Source organism: Streptomyces sp. NPDC001889 (genome assembly GCF_053594535.1).
In genome coordinates, this window is the sequence record NZ_JBSFER010000001.1 from 213,973 (window position 1) to 234,997 (window position 21,025).

Below are 21,025 nucleotides of genomic sequence, written 5' to 3' on the forward strand. Positions count from 1 at the left end.
TCGAGGCGCCGCGCCGGCGGATCAGCCCGCTCGACCGTTGGGAGCTGGTGAAGTGAGCGCCTCCGCGACAAGCTGCGCCCCTGCGGGTGGCCTGTTCGACGCCGCGTACGCCGAGCTGGAACCGATGCCACAACGCGTCTACCGCCTCCTCGGCACCCTGCCGGTCCCCGTGCTCGACGCGGACATCGCCGCCGCGGCTTGCACCCTCCCCTGGGCCGAAGCCGACTGGGCTCTTCAGATCCTCGAAGAGGAGGAACTGATCGAACGCACCGGGCACCCGCAGACAGATGAGGACCGGTTACCGCTGTACCGGTTCGGCGAGGCGGTCCGAGCACACGCCGCAGAGCTGTCCGCAGGGGAGGAGGTTCCGGCGCTCGACCGGTTGGCCGCATGGTTCCTGGTCTGCGCCCGCGCCGTTCAGCGCCAGCTCGCCCCCCACCAGCGGCAGCCCGCTCTGCCACCGCCCAAGACGCATCCGGCCGGGCCTGGCCTGGAGTTCCCGTTCCACACGACCGACGAGTCCGCGATGCTGGAGTGGCTGGAGCGCCAGGGGACCAACAATCTCCTTTCCCTGTTGGCGGCGCTGGAGGAGCGGGGCCGGCCCGGTCTCATCTGGCGCACCGTTGACAGCTGGTGGCCGCTGTTCCAGCGGCGGCGCCCGCATCCGCTGTGGGTGGACGCGCACCGGGTGGGGCTGGCCGCCGCCCGCGCGGACGGCGACCGTGCCGGTGAGCGGCGGATGCTGCTGTCCGGCGCGATCGGATTGCTCGGCGCCGGCCAGTATCCGGAGGCAGCCGAATGGAACGAGGGCGCGCTGGACATCGCGCGGGCCGAGAAAGACGGGCGTGACGAGGGGCAGGCCCTCCACGGGCTCGCCCTAGTCCGTCTCGCGGAACGGCGAGGCGAGGACGCCACGGCGCTGGTCGCCCAGGCGCTGACGCGGTGGGAGTCCTGCGGCTACCGGCGTGGGGAGGCGCTCGTCCAGATCACACTGGCCCAGTGCGTGATTGACGACCAGCCTCTGCGGGCCGCTGACCTGCTGGCCTGCGCGCGCAATACCCTCAGAGACGAGCCCGGCTCCGATCACCACAGGGTCCGGGCCCGGGCACTGCGCGGCCACGCCCAGCTCCTCGGCGGCGATCCGTCCGCCGCCGTCACCGAACTGGAGACGGCGAGGGACGAGTACCCCGACGACGACACCTCGCCTTGGCCTGCCCACACCAGGGGCTGGCTGACCCAGGCCCGCGAAGCCCTGCCGCCTCACCAGCTCCTCTCTCCGGCGGCCGGTCCCGCCCCGGACGCACCCGCAGCGCCTCCGGCACCGTCCGGCACCGGGGCCCGGGCGGAGGGGACGAGACCGTGACCTTCTCCAGCACTAGGAGGGCCGCGAGTCCCGCGCCGCGGCTGGGCCGGGACCGTGTCTTCCTCGCGTACTGCACCGGGCAGGCGGTCTCCTGGGGCGGGACGGCTGTGCATGCCGTCGCACTCCCCGTCGTCGCAGTCGTCCATCTCGCGGCCACTCCGGGCCAGGTCGCGGTGCTCGCAGCCCTGTCCACCGCGCCCGCGGCGCTCTTCTCTCTGCCGGCCGGGGTGCTGGCCGACCACCGGCCCAAGCGTACGATCATGATCGCCACCGATCTCGCGTCCGCGGTCGCCGTCACCGCCGTCCCGGTCTGCTGGACGCTCGGCGCCCTGACCGTGCCCGTGCTGTACTCAGTGGCACTGGTACTCGGCACCCTGACCGTGGCCCATCAGGCCGCCGCGCTGGCCGCCGTGGCCGAACTGGTCGGCCCGGACCGTGTTCCGGAGGCGAATTCACGCTTAGTCGCGGCAACCTTTGTAGCCGACACCGCGGGCACCGTCGCCGCAACTGTTCTCATCGCCCTGGCCGGAGCGGTCCGCGCGCTCGTGGCGGACGCCGTCTCCTATATGGCTGGTGCCTGGTGCGCGGCCCGTCTGCCGCGCACGCCCCCGGCCGCGAACCCGGCCGCCTGGCCGCGCCCGGGTATGGTCCCGGCGATCCGGGGCGGAATCTCCTTCGTAATGGCCCACCCGCTGCTGCGGCCCCAGGTCCAGGCCCTGTTCGCCTACGGCATCGCCGAAGGGTTCATGATCACCGTCTCGGCGTACTGGCTCCTGACCCATGTCGGGGTGGGGAGCACCGGGCTCGGGCTGATCATGGGCGCGGCGGGCGCCCGGGGGGCTCGTCGGTGCGCTGGCCGCGCCCCGGGCCGCCGTCCGCCTCGGGCCCGGCCGGTTGCTGATCGCCGGGCTCCTCGGCGCCCCATTGGGCGCGCTGCTGCTCCTGTCCGCCGGGCGGGGACCGGAATGGACCGCCGTCCTCGCTGTGGGGGCGGCGGTGCAGACGACCGCCACCACGGCGGCCGGGACGACTCAGCGGACCCTGCGCCAGTACCTGACCCCGTCGGAGTTCCAGTCCCGGGCGCAGCAGGTGTGCATGTGGGTCACCTCCGGCACCCGGCCCCTCGCCGCCCTCTCAACCGGGGGCCTCGCTACGGCCGCCGATGTGCGTACGACGCTGATCGTGGGGGTCGTACTCCATGTGATCCCCGCCGGGATCCTCCTGACCTCTCCGCTACGGCGTCTCACGGCAATGCCGGCAGCCCTGGAGTCCGGTGGGCCGGGGTCGCGGGGTGGCTGACCGGAACCGCCCGCTGCGTTGAACGCGGCTGGCGGCGAGATGAATTGCTCTACGGCATCGAACATCAGAAGGCATGCGATGGCCGAAGTAGCTGGCCGATCAGGAACCGACCCGGTCTGGATCGGCACCTGGAACCAGAACTTCCACAGGACAAGGTCCACGGCCGAGCGGGAGCGGCCTCATCGCATTCGGCGTCGACCTCTCTGAAGGATGAAATGTCCGCGCACGCAGCGCCCCTAGTCCTGCGCTCCGCAGGGGCCCTGGCTCTGGACCGCAGAACCCGGTCGCTGATCGCCGGGGAGCCGCAGTCGGCTGAATATCGGCCTTAGCTGGAGGTTCGCATGGCGCGCGGGTGGCCCCATCGACATCATCACGGTTTCGCGTACACGCACCACGAGGAGACGAGCCATATGACCGAACTGCCCGACGAGAACCGTGCGACGGAGCTGCGGAACGCGGCCGTTGACCAGCTCAAGGAAGACGGCACGGTAGTTTCACCGCGCGTGGAGGCCGCTCTGCGCAAGGTGCCCCGGCACCTGGCCGTTCCGGATGCCCCGCTGGAGGATGCCTACAGCACCTACAACGCGGTGATCACCCAGGAGGACGAGCACGGCAACCACAGCAGCTCGGTGTCCGCGCCCCAGATTCAGGCTATGCAGCTGGAACAGGCTGATCTCCGCCCAGGGGACCGTGTTCTGGAGATCGGCACAAACGGTCCAAACGCCGCCTACCTCGCGGAGCTCGTCGGACCCGGCGGGCAGGTCACCACGGTCGACATCGATCCCGGGCCAGCCGGGCGAGCCGAGCGATTTCTCGCCGAGACCGGCTACACCGGCATCAACGTGGTCGTCGCCGACGCAGAGAACGGTGTCCCCGAGCACGCCCCCTACGACGCGATCGTGGTCACCGCCGGTGCATGGGACATTCCGCCCGCATGGACCGGCCAGCTCAAAGACGACGGTCGGCTCGTCGTACCGCTCCGCATCAACGGACTGACCCGTACGTACGGGTTCGTCCGGGAGGCCGACCACCTGCTGGCCACCAGCGCCCACGTGTGCGGCTTCGTTCCCGTGCAGGGCTCCGGCGCCCACACCCAGCAGACGATGCAGCTGCCCGGCGACAAGGGCGTGACCCTGCACTTCGACGAGGGACTGCCCACCGACCCGTCGCTGCTGGACGGCGTCCTGGACACCGACCGCGCCGAAACGTGGACCGGGGTGACCGTCGCCAACCAGGAGCCCATCGGCACTCTGCAGATGTACCTGGCGGCGCACGTGCCGACGTACTGCAGCATGTCCATCAACCCGGACCTGGCAACCGGAGCGATCGGGCCCACCGGCCTCGGCTTCTCGATGGTCGCAATCGACGGCCCGAACTTCGGCTACATCGTGATCCGCCGCAACCCGGAGAAGAAGAACGCGGAGTTCGGGTTCCACGCCTTCGGTCCCGACGGGGCCGGCTTCGCCGAGCGAGTGGCCGACATCGTCCGCGCCTGGGGCTCAGCGCACCGCAACACTCCCGCGCCGCGTATCGCGATCTATCCGGCGGGCACGCCCGATGACCGGATCACCTGCGAACGGATCATCGACAAGAAGCACAGCCGGATCTCCATCTCCTGGCCGTCCGCGTAGAAGCGGTGCCCGGCCAGGTCTCTCGCACCATCCCAACGGACAGAGAGAGTGTGATCACATGACCACAGCCCTGCTCGACAGCCTCACCGCCACAGTCGAACCGCCGGCCGGGGAACTGTCCGACGACGACTTCCACCTGGACGTCCGCGTCGTCGTCGCCGAGAACCCCGTCTACAACTTCAACTGCCCCACCAGCGACGGCTGCGGCAACACCTGCGCCAACGGGGCCAGCTCCTGCGTCTCCACCATCGAGGACGCAGCCTGACAGACCCCCTCCTTCGGTCGCCGTGGAAGCCGTCGCTCGACCGCTTCCACGGCGGCACCTGTCTGCGCACCACCCCGCATCCGAGAAGGGGCACCCGTGGCACACAGATCACCCATCACCTACCAGTGGCAGCCCGGAGCGCTGCTGCGCGCCTCCACCTCCCCCAGCCAGATATCCGTCCCGGACATCGACCTGCACGGAACGGACCTCGTCACCCAGGGTCGTCAGTGGCTGTCCGGAGTGTGGCACCCGCCGGTGCCCGACGCACTGTCCGCGGCCAGCCCCATCCTGTGCGAGCGAGTCAACGACATCCTGACCGGGACCGTCACCGACGCACGCCGGGTTCGCCGGGCCGTCCGCTCGGTGGCGGCGTATCTGCTGCGCTGGAATCACCGGCCCACACCGTTCGGAGTGTTCGCCGGGGTCGCTCCCGTACGACCCGCCGTGACGGCTCGGGTTGAATGGGAGGAAGGTTACCGGACGGTGCTCCGACCGGATTCCGACTGGATGACGGGCATGGTCACGCAGCTGGAGAAGAGTCCCGCCCTGCTGGCCCGGCTGACGGTTGTCGCCAACAACACCGGCCGGGCGCGAGGCGGCCGGCACGTGGTCGACGGAATGCCGGCCGACGCACACACCGCGGGCTATGCCCCGGTCGAACTGTCCGTCCGTCTCACCCGGCCCGTGGCCGCCGTCCTCGCCGCCGCCGACACACCCATCCCGTTCGAGGACCTGATCCACCGCCTCACCCGCGAATTCCCCACGGCACACCCCGAGCAGTTCACCGGTCTGATCACCGGCCTGCTGGGCAGACACGTCCTGATCAGCAGTCTGTGGCCCGCGATGACATCGGTGGACCCCCTCGCCCACATCTGCACCCAGCTGGAGAAGGCGAACGCCGCCAGCATTGCCGAGGTCGCTGACCTCGCGGCCCGGCTCGCGGACATCCGCGACCGGATCGACCACGCCGCCAGCTCGGCGCCCTGGGCACCGGGTTCCGCACTCGTCCGCGACATGAGCCGTCTCAGCCCCGTCGCCCGGGTCCCGCTGCTGGTCGACGCCGCACTGGACTGCACCGTCGACATCCCCAAGACCGTGCTGAACGAGGCCGCCGAAGCGGCTCAGGTCATGCACCAGCTCTCGCCCCACCCCTACGGGTATCCGCAGTGGCGCGACTACCACCAGCGCTTCCTCGACCGGTACGGCACCGGCGTGGCGGTACCGGTACGCGCCCTGATCGGCGACAGCGGCCTCGGCCTGCCCGCAGGCTTTCTAGGCTCCGACCGCGACCGCGCCCCGTACGAGCTGACCGACCGAGACGAAAGAATCCTACGGCTGCTCCAGGAGGTGACGCGCACGGGCGGCGACGAGCTGGTTCTCACCAGGGCTACAATCGCCGACCTGACCGCCTTCCACACCGAGCCGCCACTGCCCTCGCCACGGGCGGAGATCGCCGTGGAGATACACGCCCCCACCGTGGAGGCCATTCAGCGGGGCGAGTACCGACTACTGGTCAACGGGGCGCCCCGGCCCGGCAGCAGCATGTTCGGCCGGTTCGCTCACCTCCTGCCGCCGCCCGCACGGGCCGCCCTCACCGACTCGTACGCAACCACCATCCCCGGCGCGATCCCCGCGCAGCTGATGTTCTCCCCGCGACGGCGCCGCAACGAGAACGTCGCCCGCACCCCGCAGATTCTGCCGCACACTATCCCTCTCGGCCAGCACCACGAACCCGGTCCCGGCGTGATCCCGCTCGACGACCTGGCCGTGGTCGCAGACGCCCGCCGCTTCTCCCTGATCCGCGCCTCGACCGGGCAACGTGTCGAGCCGCGCGTCCTCCACGCGTTGGAAGCATCGGTCCACACACCGCCGCTCGCCCGGTTCCTCGCCGAGATCAGCACCGCCCGCAGCGCCGCCTACAAGTCGTTCTCCTTCGGTGTCGCCAACACCCTTCAGTACCTTCCGCGCGTGCGGTACAAACGGACCGTACTTGCGCCCGCCCGGTGGCTACTGCCCGCAGAGCAACTGCCCCCCCGGTCCGCCCCGATGCCCGACTGGAGCGCGGCTCTGGACCAGTGGCGCAAGAAGCATCGCGTTCCCGGCCGCGTGGCTATGGTCGAGAACGACCAGCAGCTGTCCCTCGGCCTCGACCAGCGCATTCACAGGGCACTGTTACGCGCCTGCGTGGACCGGACGCACCTGGTCGAGTTACGTGAGACCAGCACCCCCGAGCAGCAGGCGTGGATCGGCCGCCCCCACCAGCTCCTGATTCCGCTGGCGAACCCCGCTCCGGCCAGTGCCGTTCCGTTCCCGTCAAGGCCCGCAGTCACCGCCCCCCACCTGCCCGGCCGGTCCACCGTGCTCCTCGCCCGCCTGTTCGCCCACCCCGCGCGGCACGACGAGATCCTGACCAGCCATCTGCCTGACCTGCTCAACACGTTCGACACCCCACGCGCCTGGTGGTTCCAGCGCCGCCGCGACACCAACGGCCCCGGCTCCGCCCCGCACCTGGCCCTCTACCTCGAACTGCAGGCCCCAGCCAACTACGGACCCGCCGCCCAGCAGCTCCACGCGTGGGCCGAGAGCCTCCACCACCAGGATCTGACCGCCGGTCTGGAGCTGGCCACCTACCATCCGCACGCTGGCCGTTACGGACAAGGGCCCGTCCTGGACGCCGCGCACCGGGTGTTCGCCGCGGACTCAGCCGCCAGCATCGCTCAGATCCGCGCCGCCAACGACGACCCCGCCCGGGGACAGGCGCTCACCGCCGCGAGCATCCTCGACCTGGCCGTCCACTTCACCGGTGACCGGCGCCAGGCGGCCAACTGGCTGACCTCCGCCCTCCCCCAAGAGCACGGCCCCGTCCCCCGGAAGCGAACCGCACTGGCCCTGGCACTGGCCGACCCCGAGCGCACCGCCCTGCTCGCCCTGCCCGAAGGCCCCCACGTCGCCGAACTCTGGCGGCAGCGCGCCGCCTCGCTGACCACCTACCGCAAGGAACTGGCCGCCTCGCTCGATCCCGAGGATGTGATGCGGTCGCTCCTTGACGAGCACGTCATCCGAGCGATGCCCCTCGACCCTGAGCACGAACGCGCCGTCCGACGGCTCGCCCGGACCTGCGCAATGCGTCACCGGGAGCGGCAGCCATGACCCGCAGCAGCCCAGCACTGCTGACGGACACCTTCGCCCTTGGACTCGCCGCACCAGCCCCGCCGCCCGCAGACCGGCTCTGGGTAGCCCAGGACCTGGCCTCGGGTGCCACCGGCACAGCACTCCTCCACATCGAGCGCGCCCGTCACGGGCAGGGAACCTGGCAGCAGGCACACACCTGGATCAAGATCGCCGCCGGCACCGACATCAGCGCGGCCACCACCAGCGGGCTGTACCTCGGGGCGCCCGCTGTCGCCTTCATGCTTCACTGCGCCGTCACCGACGACGCCCCCCGGTATCACGACGCCCTCTCAGCCCTGGACCGGCACGTCACCGAACTCGCCCATCGCAAGGCCGACGCGGCGGAAGCCCGCATGCGCAGCGGGCGCCCGACCAGCTTCTACGAGTACGACACCTTCTACGGGCTGACCGGGATCGGCGCGTATCTCCTGCGTCGGTCCCCGTCCGGATCCGCGACCGAACGCATCCTGGGCTACCTCGTGCGGCTGGCGATTCCCATCCGTCACACCGAGCACGGTGCTCTGCCGGGCTGGTGGGTCGACCACGAACCCGACCTCTCCGCGGCCGGCGTCTCCGCGGGGCACGCAAACTTCGGCGCGGCCCACGGCATCACCGGCCCCCTGCTCCTTCTCGCCCGCGCCCTGCTCCAGGGCGCGAGGATCGACGGGCACGAAGAAGCCGTCGACACCATCCTCGACTGGCTCGACACCTGGCGGCAGGACGGGCCCGCCGGCCCCTGGTGGCCTGAACACCTTCACCTCGGCGAACTCCGTGCCGACCGCCCCACACATCACGGTCCGGCCCGCCCCAGCTGGTGCTACGGGACCCCCGGCATCGCCCGCGCCGGACAACTCGCCTGCCTCGCCCGCCACGACGAGACGCGCCAGCACCTGTACGAATCCGCCCTCGCGCGCTGCCTCACCGACCCCGGCCAACTGTCCAAGATCACTGACTCGGGGCTGTGCCACGGCTGGGCGGGCGTCTACCAGACTGCCTGGCGAGCAGCCCGTGACGCCGCCAGCCCGGCCCTGGACGCCGCCCTGCCCAACTTGGCCGGCGCCCTGATCCGGGAAGCCCGCCCCGGCTCCGGCACCGGTTTGCTGCAAGGCGACGCAGGGACCGCCCTCGCACTGAACACCGCCGCCCGCGACACGGCACCGATCTCCGGATGGGACGCATGCCTGCTCATCGACTGACCCCGCCGACCCCGCTGAGCGAGACGCTGGCCGCCGTACAGGACGTGCTGGCCGGGACCAGCCCGGACACCGCCGCCGCCCGCGCCGACCTCGACCCCACCGATCTGGCAGCCGCCGTCGCCACCTACCACCAAGCCGGACAGCACGCCCTCGCCCAAGCCCTGCGGGCCCCCGCCTGGCGCCAGCTGTACATCCAGTTCACCGACTGGAGCGAAGCCGAACAGACCACCGCCGCCCTCGTCCCCGCCCTGGACACTGCCGAACACGACGGTCTGATCACCGGGTGGTGGTTCATCCGCAAGCACCCCTGCTGGCGCATACGGATTCTCATTGCCGACGGAACCCACGTCCCCGACACGATCCCCGCCATCCTGGACGAACTCGCGCAGGACGGACGGGTGGAACGCTGGTGGCCCGGCGTCTACGAACCCGAGACCGCCGCCTTCGGCGGTGACACCAGCATGACCATCGCCCACACCCTTTTCCACGCCGACAGCCACGCCGCCCTCACCACACCCCACGGCAACCTCGGCCGCCGAGAAACGTCGCTGCTGCTCTGTGCCACCCTGATGCGCGCCGCCGGACTCGAGTGGTACGAGCAGGGTGACGTCTGGTATCGCGTCGCCCAGGAACGGCCGCTACCACCGGACGTGCCCTCCACGAAGATCCACAGCATGATCGCGAACGTCCGCCCTCTGCTACTGGCCGACACCAGCCCCGCCAGCCCCATGATCCAGTCCGACCTGACCCTCAAGCACGCCGCCGACTGGGTCCACGCGTTCCGCCGCGCCGGCCGCGAACTCCACACCGCCAACCTCGCGGGAGCCCTGCACCGCGGTCTGCGCCACGTTCTGGCCTACCACGTGATCTTCCACTGGAACCGCATCGGCCTGCGCCCCCATGTCCAGAGCGTCCTCGCCCACGCCGCCAAGGCGGCCATCCTGCACCCCGACTCGGCCACCGACACCGGGGAAGGGGCAGCACCGTGACGACCACCCCGCCGAACGCGCTCCAGCGGGCCTCCGTGCGACTTCCCCTGATCTGCCGCTCCCACCTGGTGTACCCCGGCTTCACGGCCCGTATCGAAGAACTCCGCATCTGCGCCGAACGGTCCTCTCAGCCCGGCCCGCTCACCAGCCGGATCGACGCCGCCTGCGCCACCTGGAACCTGTCCGCCCTGATCGCCTCCGACTGCGGGCTCCCCGACCTAGCCGCGGACCTCTGTATCCGCCAACTGCACATCTTCCAGCCAGCCTGGCCCGTCAGCGGCGATAGCGCCATCGCGGCGCTCCAGCCCGCCGTGAACCTGATCCGCCTGACCGCACGCTCCGGCGACCCCGGCACCGCGTACCGACAGTTGGCCGACCTGTACCATGCCGTGCACCACGGCGGCACGGTCACTCTCCACGGGCAGCACATCGACCTCAGCCGGTTCGCAGCCCCGGGCACCGTACGCCTTATTCAGCCGTGGTTGCGATTCCTGATGGTGGACGACGGCACCCGACTGTTGGCCGCCGCCGGCCTCTGGAGCGAGGCCGCCCGACACGCCTCTGCCTACGACCCCGAGACGAACCGACTGCTCGAAAGCCGGCAGACCCGTATCGTCGCCGCCTGGCACGCGAACGACCCGGCGACCGCCGAAGCGCTCCTGAACGAAGCACACATCACCGAGCCGTGGGAAAACCCCGTCGGACAACTCCTCCGACACGGAACCGCAACCCTCATGGGCCGCGGAAACGCGCTCTTCCAAACCGCGCTGAGCAGCGCGCAGACCGCCGTGGAGGCCACAGAGCCTCACACCCGCATGTTCCGCATTCGATTAGTACGAGCAGTCCTCACCTTGGCCCCGGCCCACTCCGAAGATCTTACAGAACAGTTCTGCCGAACGGTCGCCGACGACACCGAAAGGGCAGGCGATGCCTTTGCCGCCCGTGAAATCCTCCGCAGCCCCACCCCTATGGCAACCGGCCAGCAGCGCAGGAGCCTCGAAGCACTCGTCCACCGGAGCGGCCTCGACCAAGGCGAAATGCGGAATCGTGACCTCTCCGCCATGAACGACGCCTGCGCCATCGCCGGTGCGAATCTGACCGTATGCCTTGCACAGCAGCAACATTGACCTCGGTCAGCCCGCTAGGAAGCGACTGAACAACGAGGCAAAGCCCAGACCGAGAGCGCGCCCTACCACGGAAATTGACGGTGCCAACCGGCACCGCACGTCTGGGAGGGTCAAATGGGCAACATAGTTCAGCCCACCCACAACTTCGTCCGCAGGACTTCCTTTGGCCGCCATCGTCGTCCACGGCACACCGCAACGCCTTGGAAGGCCGACACAATCACACGAACACAGGAAGGGAGGCCAGGCCACGTACGAGTCGGGTATGACGCCACTCCAGTTCCTCATCGGGTACCTCGAGGCGAATCGTCGGGAAGCGGGTGAGCAGTGCGCGCAGGGCGATCTCGGCTTCGGCTCTGGCGAGGGGTGCTCCGAGGCATCGGTGGATGCCGTGGCCGAAGGCCAGGTGGGACGCTGCCTTTCTGGTGAGGTCGAGCTTGTCCGGGTGGTCGAACTGGGCGGGGTCCCGGTTGGCTGCTCCCGGTGCGATGAGCACGGGCACGCCTGCGGGGATACGAGTGCCGCCGAGGGTGAGTTCTTCCGTGCTGTAGCGGAAGGTGGCGATACCCAGGGGGGAGTCAAAGCGAAGGAGTTCGTCGAGGGCATCGGCGATGAGTTCGGGCCGCTCCCGCAAAGCTGTGAGCGAGTCGGGGTGCTGCAGCAGGGCGAGGAGCGCGTTGCCGATGAAGTTGGTCGTCGTTTCGTGCCCGGCTACGAGCAGGAGGACGGAGAGGGAGGCCACTTCTGTTTCGGTGAGTTTGCCGTGGTCGGCGCGGTGTACGAGGTCGTGCAGGAGGTGCCCGGACTTAGGGGTGTCTGCCGAGGCCGCGAGCCCAGTCATGTACGCGGCGAGTTCGTGGGAAGCAGCGTCGATTCGATCGGGCTGCCCTGCGGTGAACAGTTCGTGGGACCAGTTGGCGACCGTGCTCCGGTCGCCGGCGGGCACGCCGAGCAGCTCGCTGATTACGATGACGGGGAGCGGAACCGCGAGGCGGTCCACGAGATCGATCTGCTGGCCGGGCTCCCAGGTCGACAGGAGGTCGTCGACCACCTCGGTGATGAAGGGGCGAAGCCGTGTGACGGGCCCCTGGGTGAACGCTGGCCCTGCGGCCCCCCGCAGCCGTGTGTGCTCCGGGGGGTCGCTGGACAGCATGTTCTGGGAGACCGCAGCGTGGAGGTTACGTCGTGAGGGCCGGCCTGCAAAGAACCGCGCGGTGTCCTTGGACAGCCGGGGGTCGGTGAAGGCAGCTCGGGCTTCGGCGTAGCCGGTGACGATGTAGCTGACGTGCCCCTTGGAGCCGGTGGGCACCTTCTGGACGGGTGCCTCGCTGCGGAGGCGCCCATACGTCGCGTAGGGGTTCCGGAAGAACTGCGGGTCTTGCAGCGGGTCGGTCACGCTTTTGAGAGTGCGTCAACGGCGGGCGCGTCCGAGCGAGCGACGCGCGTGGAGTCGTCCGCGTAGGCGGCGGCGACCAGCAACAGCCACTCGGTCTCCGCCCGGAGGTTGCCTTCCCGGGACGGTCCTCCTGCAGCAGGCGGGGCCTGGTGCTCGAAGAAGTCGTCCCCATTCCGCTGGGCGTATACCGCAGCGGAGAGGACGGCTGCCTCGACGAAGGCTTCCCCCTCCGGGGTGTCCTTCATGCCCTTGCGCGCGGCAAGTTCGCGTGCGGCGTCCTGTACGCACTGGGAGCGGTGGAGACGGAGGGCGAGCACACCGTCGTTGATCTCAATGACGCGGCGGTGGAGAAGATAGTCGGAATCGTCCGAGTGCTCGTCGGATGCTGATCCGCTCGGGTCGAGGACGACTTCGGGGGCGGCTTCGGTCACATCCGCCCACAATTGGCCGAGCTTCTCGAAGGAGCGGGCCTCCCAGCGGCGGCGGAGGGCCTGGCTGATCGGCCACGCGACGGCGGGCAGCATGAGCCCGACGGTGATCAGCAGTACGGCCAGGGCCGGTGAGGTCACGCTGAAGGTGCACTGGACCGGGGTAACGGGTGAGGTGCACTTGGTGCCGTCGGGAATCAGATCGAGGCCCAGGCCGACCGAGATGATCACGAACACCTTGTACGCGGTGTACATCAGGGCGAAGACGCACCCTGTGGCGGTGATCCGCAGTCCGATGCGCTGGCTGGCCCGGCGTGAGCGCTTGGACTGCCGCCAGGTCTGGACGAGGAAGTCCTTGGCCGTGTAGCCGAGGTACGTGATGTAGATCAGCACGTAGAACGCGTAGAGCGTCGGCGAGCGGCCCGTCAGGCCCTCGACAGTGAAGAGCGTGGTCATGCCGACGATAGCAGCGGCGAGGAAGATCACACGGAGTCGTATCAGTCGGCGAGCCTGTTCCGGTTCCAGGTTCAGTTGGAAGAGGAAGGCCAGCACGGCGGTGGCGGCGCAGAGCGTGAAGGAGTTGCTCATCAGGCGGGCGACGTGCGGGATGACCGACTCGACGGTGCGCTCCACGACGGGGACGTACGACGCGAAGGCGAGTGCGAAGGAGGTGAGGAGCGCGGCCATGGCCCAGGTTCCGGTTGGCCTGTGTCCGCCCCGGCCTCTGACCCAGTAGCCGGCCGCCAGGAGGAGAGCGACGGCGACACCTGAGAAGAGGATGTTGATCATGATCTGCGGCGAACTTTCTTAGGTGGTTTGGCGAACAGGGCTTCCCAGCGCTCGGCACCCCGGGAGGGGTCGCTCGGGGGAAGCTCGCGTCCGCGGTAGATGTGCTGGCGAATCACGGTGGCCATGACCTCCGCCTCGCGCTCGTCTTCGGTCGTGTAACTCGTGCGGCCGGACATGCGTTGGACCATGGCGGGGCTGAAGCCGATCGCGTTGAGCGCGTTCTCGTTCAGCTCCAAAGTGCCGGGGTGGTCGCAGATGATGTGGCTGATCTCGTGCGCGAGGATGTGGTTCTGGTGCAGTGGTGATGTTCCGGCTTCGTAGAAGAGGAGATCGGCCTCCGCCGTTTCCAGTCGTATCCCGCACGGCGCATCCAGCAAACCCAGGGTTTTCAGGGGCTTGAGGATGATCGGCTTGCCGCGCAGGGCCGCGACGGCGTCTCGCAGGTCGCGCGTACTGCACCGATGCGGAAGACGAAGGGCTCCTACGCGTTCTTCGCACTGGGCGCGGAGCTGTTCAAGTTCCATTCCACGTTCCTGATCGCGCGAAGGGTCGTAGCCGCATGGATGCGACCCATTGCGACCTGCGGGACAGGCCGTGGGTCAGCCCCCCGGACGACTCGGACACCATAGGCGATCAATGTGCGTAAGCAAAAGCGGACCTTGGCCAAGAATTGGTTGCCTCTTTAACCAATCCGGGCTAGCAGTCCAGGTCCAAATCACCCTCGTCACCCGGCAACCCTTCGAGGCGCCGAGCTTGCTCGATGACGGTGGACAGCATGTGCAGGCTTTCGGTGCTCAGCCCTTTCGCCCGCAGTGCGACCTTCTTGACACCCTGGTCCCGCATCGCGGCCAGCAGGGCGATCCGCGCGCTGTCCGCCTCGGCCTCGGCCTCGTCGAAGAAGTAGCCGGCCTTGACGCCGAAGAAGTCCGCCAGTGCTTTGATCGTCGGATAGGTCGGGTTCTTGTTGGCGTTGGTCCGCAACTGCTGGATCGCGCTCGCCGTGAGACTTCGGCCCGCCTCCCTGCCTTCCTTCCGCGCTTCTTCGTTCGCGAGTCTGATCCCCTCGGCGACTTCGGCATAGGTGAAGGGCCCACGCGTCGCAGGGTGAACCGTTCTGAACAGATGGTCCAGTTTCGCGGCGAAGGTCGCGCCCGAGATTGCCGCAGAGGGCTCTCCGGCCCTCCCTCGAGGGGCTTCATCCGTCACTCTCAGCACATCCTTGTCATGATCCGTGCCATCCATTCTAGTTGCGGCAGCCGCTCGAACGCCAAAACACCAGTTGACGACCCTCCGCAACTGCGGTGTACGTTGAGCTGGCACGGAGGCGACACCACAGTGTTGTGCAGAGATCGGCTCATGGCGTTGCCCTGCCCTGGCCGATCAAGGCGCTCCTGCCGTGCGACCGCCACCCTGCCGGCGGCGGACCCGACCTGTCACTGGCCACAGGCCGGGTCCGCCAGATATCCGCTCCCGGAGACAGCGTGTTCCCCGCACCACCACGCGCCCACCGCGCCCAGGCCCTCAGCCGCGTTCGGTGTTCGGCCACCGTCGTGCCGATTTCCTTCGTAGCGACCCACCCCCAACCCGTACCGGATAGCCAGTGCGCCGCAGCCGTGCGCTGCAACCGCAGGGCGGCAACCGCCTCGGCACCCGGTCCCCCCAAAGGTGACTCCGCGGCGGGCTCTCCGCGCCGGCCGCCGGGGCTGCGTCACTGGGCCGCGCTCGTTCCCGTCGTACGGCTGCCCCGAGGGCAACTACACGACCGCACTCCCTCTGACCTGCAGCGTTGTAGCGTTTCAGAGGTGTACAGCGGACTAGAGCTATGTATGGACTTCCACGCAGGATGTGTGGTGTGTTGCTGGTCGCCGGGTGAAAGCCACCCGGCCTGCGGCCGAGCCGTGGAGTCGCGACAACCGGGGGACCCGTCGGGCAACACCGAAAACTGAGCGCAGACAGCGACGGCGCCGAGAGAGCTGAAGACTCTCCGACGCCGATCGCGATGGACACTCCGCCCCGGCAAGGGCATGAGACGTCCCACCAACACCGCACCGGCCCTCTCAACAGGACACACCGGCGCGGCATCACTTCAAGAGGAGAGTGTCGCATGCCCACGCCTGCGCGCAAAAGGCCGAACGCCCCGGCCCGCGCGATACCCGACCCTTCCAGTCAGTGGTCGGCCCCCCGGCTCGGGGGTGCCGTCTGATGGCACGGATCCGCACGATCAAGCCGGAGATGTTCGAATCCGAGGACATCGCCTCCGTCTCAGTGACCGCAGTCCTCACCTTCGTCGGTCTCCTCACCCAAGCTGATGATCAGGGCCGGCACCGCGCCCATGCGGCGATCATCGCCGGACGCCTGTGGGCGCTGCGGCAGGAGCACACGCCCGCCCACGTGGCCCAGGACCTGGAGGAGCTGGCGGCGGTCGGGCTGATCTGCCGGTACACCGGCTGCGACGGCCGGACCTACCTCCACATCGTCACCTGGGAGAAGCATCAGCGGATCGACCGGCCTTCCGCGTCGCGGCTGCCGCGCTGCCCCCAGCACCAGGTGGGCCATAAGTGCGCAGAGCACGCCGCCGAGCCGTGCCCCGCGCCCCGGCCGGCCGCCGCGCCCACCACCGGGGCAGTGCCGTCGCGCATCCCGCCGGGAACCGATTCGGCGAGCCGACGAGGGCTCGATCGAGCGGATGCGCCAGGTTCGCCGCCGACGGAGACCTCGGGGGGCGATGCCCGCCGAGCGGTTCCGCCCGCGTCCGCCCCTGACCTCGACCGTCAGGAGACCCCGGTGGACGCTTCTGATGAAACCGCAGGTCAGGCGGCATTCGTCGAAGGATCGCCGCATCCTCGCGAGGGCTCGTCGTCTGGATCTAGGATCTTGGATCCTGGATCTTCCCGTAGGGGGCGCGAGGCGCCCGCACTCGACGCCGCCCTGGAGCAGGTCTCGGCGAAGGAGCTGGTGGCCGAGTACGTGAACGGCTGCCAACAGCGTCCGCCGGGGAACTTCGTCGGGCAGCTGGGGCGGAACCTCAAGGCCCTGCTGGACGAGGGCTTCACGCCGGAGCACATCCGCCCGGCGCTGGACCGGCTGCGGGCCAAGGCGCTCCACCCGAGCGTGCTGGCGAGCCTGGTGAACGAGGTCGTCAACCCGCCGCTCGTGGATGCCGGGGCACCGAGCGCCTCCGGCGGGGGCCCTTGGGCCAGCACCGGTCACCAGCCCTACATGAACCCGAACGCGCCGGAGCCGACGACCTTCGGGAGGAGCCTGTGACCCGCACGCTCAGCCGGTCCGTCGACCCCCAGCCCGCGATCGGGGAGCGGCTCCGGGCACGCCTCGACGCCCAGCTCGCCGCCCGCGGCATCGACCCCGCGACCCCGTTGCCGCCGAGCGTCCCGGAGCCGAACCCGGCGCTGGAGGCCGCCCAGAAGCGGGTCCCGTACGACTACCGCGAGGCCCACGCCGTCCACCCGGACGTCACCGCCTGGGTGCGCACCATCGCCGGGTCGGCGACCGCCCCGTACGCGGATTCCCTCCAGCCGCAGTACGGCACGGCCGGGCGCCGGATGGTCGCCCGGGGACCGTCGCTGCTGCTGTGGGGCCCGACCGGCACCGGGAAGACCCACGAGGCGTTCGGGGCGATCCGGTCGCTGACCGCCGCTGGGTGCGCGGTGCCCTGGCAGGCCACCACGGCCGCCGACCTCTACGGCGAGATGCGCTCCCGCGGCGGCGCGGACCCCGAGGTCCTGCTCCGCCGCGTCCTGCGGGTCCCGGTCCTGCTCCTGGACGACCTCGGCGCGGCGAAGAACAGCGAGTGGACCGAGGAGCTGACGTTCCGGCTGCTGAACTGGCGGGCGCAGAATCGTTTCCCCACGCTGATCACCAGCAACCTGCCCCCGGTCCGCACCCCCGGCATCCCGGCCGGGCAGCCGGTGCTGCGCGACCGGGTCGGCGACCGGGTCCTGTCCCGCCTGTCCGGCATGTGCACCGCCGTGGAACTCACCGGCCCGGACCGCCGCTTCCAAGCCCGCTGACCCGCCCTCCCCGCATCTGACCTCCGGCGCGACGGCCCACGCCCGCGCCCCTGCCCGCCCCGCCTCCCGAACACGCGATCCGCACTCGCGGTGACACGTGTCCGCTGACGGCCCATGAGGCGTACTCCGGAGACTCCCCTTGCGCTACATCACCACCATCGACGCCACCCGCCCCGCGCTGCGCGGGATCGCCGACCACAGCTGGCACACCCGCGGCGCCTGCCACGGCATGGACAGCAAACTCGCGGACAAGCTGTTCTTTCCCCGGCCGCGGGACCACAAGTCCATCGCCCAGGCCAAGACGCTCTGCGGCGGGTGCCCGGTGAAGAAGGACTGCTTCAACCACGCCCTCGACAACAGCACCAAGGAGGGCATCTGGGGCGGCCTGACCGAAGCCGAACGGCAGGCATGGCAGGCGAAGATCAGCGAAAGGCTCGACTACGCCAGGGTTCGCGCCGCGTTCATCGGCCGCGACGTCCACCTCTCCACCGCAGAGCGCAAGGCCGTCACCCGCCACGCCCACGTCCGCGGCTGGAGTCCGGAACGCCTCGCCTACACCCTCCGGCTCGACCTCGACTACGCCCGCGACCTCATGCGCGAGGCCGCCCACGCCGTCGAGGACCGCGACCGGTACTGGGACCTCTACGGCTCCGCCGACGACCAGCCCCAGCACGAAGACGCAGACGAGAGCCCGCAGGGCACCGCAGACGAGACCGCCGGCGACGAGCAGCCCGCCGACGAGAAGCCCACCGCGCCGGTGTCCGCACCGGTCCCCGGCCACATCCACACCCACGCTCTGATCACCGCGCTCGGAAAGGCCGCATGACCCCCCGCACCACTGCGCACGATGTCGCCCCCGTCGGCCCCTGGGACCGTCTCGCCATCCTCGCCCTCGGCGCCGCCGGCTGCGCCCTCTCCTACGACGCGCTGCAGCAGATGGCCGTCGCCATCCACGTCCGCGGATTCCTGACCTACCTCTTCCCCCTGGTGATCGACGGGTTCATCGCCTACGGGGTCCGCGCCCTGCTCGTCCTGCGCACCGCGCCCTTCGGCGCCCGCCTGTACGTATGGACCCTGTTCGGGACCGCCACCACCGCCAGCATCTGGGCCAACGCCCTCCACGCCGTCCGCCTCAACCAGCAGATGGCTCCCACCGGCGGACTGCGCCTGGGCGACACCGTCGTCGCCATCCTCTCCACCCTCGCCCCACTCGCCCTCGCCGGAGCCGTCCACCTCTACATCCTCATCACCCGCCACCACCCCCACTCCACCGAAAAGGGGACCGAGCGGGACCGGGGACCGAAACCGATGGCCGGTCCCGCCCTCCACGCCGAAGACCGGCCCCACCAACCGGTCCCCGAGATCGAGACCGGGACCGGGACCGGGACCGGTCCCGATCTCGGGAAGCGGCCCGAAACCCCGCCGGCCGGGGACCGTACCGCAGAGGCCGGCACAGGACCGGCATCCGAGACCGAACCGACCGGTCCCCGGGATCAGGCACGGACCCCGGAAGTACCGGACGCCGGGGACCGGGACCGCGCTGGCCGCCCGACTCCCGGGACCGGACCGGAACCCGCACCCTCCGGGGACCGGAGCACGGTCACCGACGGTCCCCGGGACCAAGACCGCACGGTCCCCGAGGCGAAACCGCAGGCAGGGGGCCCGGTCACGCCCGATGGGCCGGGGACCGAAGACGGGGACGGGGACCGTGTGACGGCTCCGGGACCGGACCACCTCACGGAGGAGCGTCCCCGGGACCGCGCTGATGGGACGAGCAGTGCCGAGCCGGACGCCGGTCCCCGAACACACCCGCAGGAGCAGGCACCGGACCGTCCGGTCCCCGGGACCGGGCAGGACCGGGACCGGAAGCCCCCGGGGACCGGCAGCCGGAACAAGGCTCGTCCCCGCTCGGTCCCGGGGACCGCGACAAGGCCGCAGAAGGGAAACGGGGACCGGTCCCGAACAGGCCAGGGTTCACGGTCCCGTTTCTCCGAGGACGACCTCGTCGCCCTGATCCGCCCCCACGTCCCCACGGTGCTGGAACGCGACGGCAACGAGGCCATCACCCGCGTCCAGCTCAGGGAGATCATGCGCGACCAGCACATCTCCATCCGCAACGAACACCTCTCCCCCGTCCTGCAGCGCCTCCGCAGCACGACCGGCACCACCACAACGAGGAACACCCGATGAAGACCTGCCCCCGCTTCACCCGCATCAAGACCGGCTACGAGCGGGACATCACCTACCTGCGCAACCACTCCGAACGCCACGAGGGCAAGCCCTCGGCGAGGGTCAGCGCGAAGCACGCGCTGGGGGCGAAGCGGGCCATGGCCCGCGCCCTGACCCGGCACTACGAACGCTGCCCCGAATGCGGCTGATACCCGCCTAACTCCCTTGCTCCGCAGCGGTGCCCCCGGCGACACACGCCGGGGCACCGCCCCAACCCCGGAGGGCACAGCCCCATGCATTCCCACCACCCCAGCACCACAGCCGCGACAGCGGCCGAAGCCAGCGCCTGGGCCGAGGTCCTGGTCCGCCACGGACTGCTCCACGCCGCCGTCCCGGTCCCCACCGGGCAGTGGCTCGTCCAACGCACCCCCACCGCACCCGTCCGGGTCCTCGACGGACCCGCCGCCGTGGTCGAGCTGGCCGCCCAGATCCAGCTCCACACCCGCACCCGGAAGGCCCGCATCCGATGACGCACCCGAACACGACCGCCCCCACCGACGAGGGTTCGCCGGGCTCTAACTCCACCTCGACGCGAGCAAGTTATCGGCCAAGACACTCTTCCCCGTCGGGGAAGCGCGTCTTGGCCGAGCCCGCCCCGGGGGTGGCGGGTCCGGACCAGCGCCGGGGGGCACTGGTCCGGGAGGCAGCGACCGAGGGCGGACCGCAGCCGGAGAAGCAGACACCGCGCCGTCAGCGCCGTGACGCGAAGAAGCCCTCGCGCAAGCGCTCACCGAAGCAGCACGACCACAAGCGCGTCCGCGTCTGCAGCGTCCGCCTGAACGACGAAGAGAAGACCCTCCTCACCGCCGCCGCGCAGCAGACCCGTACGTCGCTGCCCGCGTTCCTCGCCCGCGCCGGCCTCACCGCCGCCAGCGACCTCGACCACACCGCCGCCACCATCGCCGGACAGCGCGAGACCGTGACCGAGCTGTTCGCCGCCCGTCGCCACCTCGGGCAGGTCGGCAACAACCTCAACCAAATCGCCCGCGCCATCAACTCCGGCGCCCAGCCCACCGAGCCGGAACTCGACGCCATCATCGCCGCCGTCAAGCGGGCCGTGCACCGCGTCCAGGACGCCACCGACCGACTGCTCGCCCAGCACTAGAAAGCCACCACC

The 21,025-nt window shown here is 70.1% G+C and carries 18 protein-coding genes and 1 pseudogene; 15 read left to right on the forward strand and 4 right to left on the reverse strand.

Annotated elements, in window-relative coordinates; genetic code table 11:
* Positions 1-52: 52 nt before the first annotated feature.
* The 8 genes from ACWCRA_RS00925 (at position 53) to ACWCRA_RS00960 (ending at position 11,041) form a co-directional block, all read left to right on the forward strand.
* Complete coding sequence (locus ACWCRA_RS00925) at positions 53-1,363, forward strand: hypothetical protein (RefSeq protein ID WP_451066478.1); 1,311 nt, start codon at positions 53-55, stop codon at positions 1,361-1,363.
* On the forward strand, positions 1,360-2,991 hold the full coding sequence (locus tag ACWCRA_RS00930; RefSeq protein ID WP_451066479.1) for an MFS transporter: 1,632 nt from the start codon (positions 1,360-1,362) through the stop codon (positions 2,989-2,991). The genes ACWCRA_RS00925 and ACWCRA_RS00930 overlap by 4 nt, the downstream gene beginning before the upstream one ends.
* A gap of 81 nt (positions 2,992-3,072) precedes the next feature.
* Entirely contained in the window at positions 3,073-4,293 is a 1,221-nt protein-coding gene (gene fxlM / locus ACWCRA_RS00935) for a methyltransferase, FxLD system (protein ID WP_451066480.1), read from the forward strand.
* A 58-nt stretch (positions 4,294-4,351) separates the two neighbouring features.
* Positions 4,352-4,558 (forward strand): FxLD family lanthipeptide, encoded by a 207-nt coding sequence (locus ACWCRA_RS00940; RefSeq protein WP_451066481.1) that lies wholly within the window; start codon positions 4,352-4,354, stop codon positions 4,556-4,558.
* A gap of 96 nt (positions 4,559-4,654) precedes the next feature.
* A complete protein-coding gene (locus ACWCRA_RS00945) occupies positions 4,655-7,708 on the forward strand; it encodes a lantibiotic dehydratase (protein WP_451066482.1) in 3,054 nt (1,017 codons plus the stop codon).
* Positions 7,705-8,925, forward strand: coding sequence for a lanthionine synthetase C family protein (locus ACWCRA_RS00950; protein ID WP_451066483.1), 1,221 nt, complete (start codon positions 7,705-7,707; stop codon positions 8,923-8,925). Before ACWCRA_RS00945 ends, ACWCRA_RS00950 begins: the two co-directional genes overlap by 4 nt.
* Positions 8,907-9,914 carry a thiopeptide-type bacteriocin biosynthesis protein gene (locus ACWCRA_RS00955; RefSeq protein ID WP_451066484.1) on the forward strand — a complete coding sequence of 336 codons (1,008 nt, stop codon included), beginning with the start codon at positions 8,907-8,909 and terminating at the stop codon, positions 9,912-9,914. Before ACWCRA_RS00950 ends, ACWCRA_RS00955 begins: the two co-directional genes overlap by 19 nt.
* Positions 9,911-11,041 carry a hypothetical protein gene (locus ACWCRA_RS00960; protein WP_451066485.1) on the forward strand — a complete coding sequence of 377 codons (1,131 nt, stop codon included), beginning with the start codon at positions 9,911-9,913 and terminating at the stop codon, positions 11,039-11,041. The genes ACWCRA_RS00955 and ACWCRA_RS00960 overlap by 4 nt, the downstream gene beginning before the upstream one ends.
* A gap of 217 nt (positions 11,042-11,258) precedes the next feature.
* On the opposite strand, the gene ACWCRA_RS00965 is transcribed toward ACWCRA_RS00960, so the two are convergent.
* The 4 genes from ACWCRA_RS00965 to ACWCRA_RS00980 form a co-directional block, all read right to left on the reverse strand.
* Positions 11,259-12,434 carry a cytochrome P450 family protein gene (locus ACWCRA_RS00965; protein WP_451066486.1) on the reverse strand — a complete coding sequence of 392 codons (1,176 nt, stop codon included), beginning with the start codon at positions 12,432-12,434 and terminating at the stop codon, positions 11,259-11,261.
* On the reverse strand, positions 12,431-13,651 hold the full coding sequence (locus ACWCRA_RS00970; RefSeq protein ID WP_451066487.1) for an MAB_1171c family putative transporter: 1,221 nt from the start codon (positions 13,649-13,651) through the stop codon (positions 12,431-12,433). The genes ACWCRA_RS00965 and ACWCRA_RS00970 overlap by 4 nt, the downstream gene beginning before the upstream one ends.
* Positions 13,648-14,175: a regulator component gene (locus tag ACWCRA_RS00975; protein WP_451066488.1), complete on the reverse strand. Its 528-nt coding sequence runs from the start codon at positions 14,173-14,175 to the stop codon at positions 13,648-13,650. Before ACWCRA_RS00975 ends, ACWCRA_RS00970 begins: the two co-directional genes overlap by 4 nt.
* A 172-nt stretch (positions 14,176-14,347) precedes the next feature.
* Positions 14,348-14,857, reverse strand: coding sequence for a Secondary metabolite protein (locus ACWCRA_RS00980; RefSeq protein WP_451066489.1), 510 nt, complete (start codon positions 14,855-14,857; stop codon positions 14,348-14,350).
* A gap of 996 nt (positions 14,858-15,853) precedes the next feature.
* Here ACWCRA_RS00980 and ACWCRA_RS00985 point away from each other — a divergent pair.
* From ACWCRA_RS00985 to ACWCRA_RS01015, 7 genes and pseudogenes are all read left to right on the forward strand, one after another.
* Positions 15,854-16,918 carry a hypothetical protein gene (locus tag ACWCRA_RS00985; protein WP_451066490.1) on the forward strand — a complete coding sequence of 355 codons (1,065 nt, stop codon included), beginning with the start codon at positions 15,854-15,856 and terminating at the stop codon, positions 16,916-16,918.
* Positions 16,915-17,679 carry an ATP-binding protein gene (locus tag ACWCRA_RS00990; protein ID WP_451066491.1) on the forward strand — a complete coding sequence of 255 codons (765 nt, stop codon included), beginning with the start codon at positions 16,915-16,917 and terminating at the stop codon, positions 17,677-17,679. Before ACWCRA_RS00985 ends, ACWCRA_RS00990 begins: the two co-directional genes overlap by 4 nt.
* A gap of 139 nt (positions 17,680-17,818) precedes the next feature.
* Positions 17,819-18,505: a WhiB family transcriptional regulator gene (locus tag ACWCRA_RS00995; protein ID WP_451066492.1), complete on the forward strand. Its 687-nt coding sequence runs from the start codon at positions 17,819-17,821 to the stop codon at positions 18,503-18,505.
* Positions 18,502-18,933 (forward strand): annotated as a pseudogene (locus ACWCRA_RS01000) (DUF2637 domain-containing protein); the annotation flags it as partial. The gene ACWCRA_RS00995 and the pseudogene ACWCRA_RS01000, both read left to right, overlap by 4 nt.
* A gap of 932 nt (positions 18,934-19,865) precedes the next feature.
* Positions 19,866-20,057, forward strand: coding sequence for a hypothetical protein (locus ACWCRA_RS01005; RefSeq protein WP_451066493.1), 192 nt, complete (start codon positions 19,866-19,868; stop codon positions 20,055-20,057).
* Between the two features lie 84 nt (positions 20,058-20,141).
* Positions 20,142-20,378: a hypothetical protein gene (locus ACWCRA_RS01010; RefSeq protein WP_451066494.1), complete on the forward strand. Its 237-nt coding sequence runs from the start codon at positions 20,142-20,144 to the stop codon at positions 20,376-20,378.
* Between the two features lie 110 nt (positions 20,379-20,488).
* Positions 20,489-21,013, forward strand: coding sequence for a plasmid mobilization protein (locus ACWCRA_RS01015; RefSeq protein WP_451066495.1), 525 nt, complete (start codon positions 20,489-20,491; stop codon positions 21,011-21,013).
* The last annotated feature ends 12 nt before the right edge of the window (positions 21,014-21,025 follow it).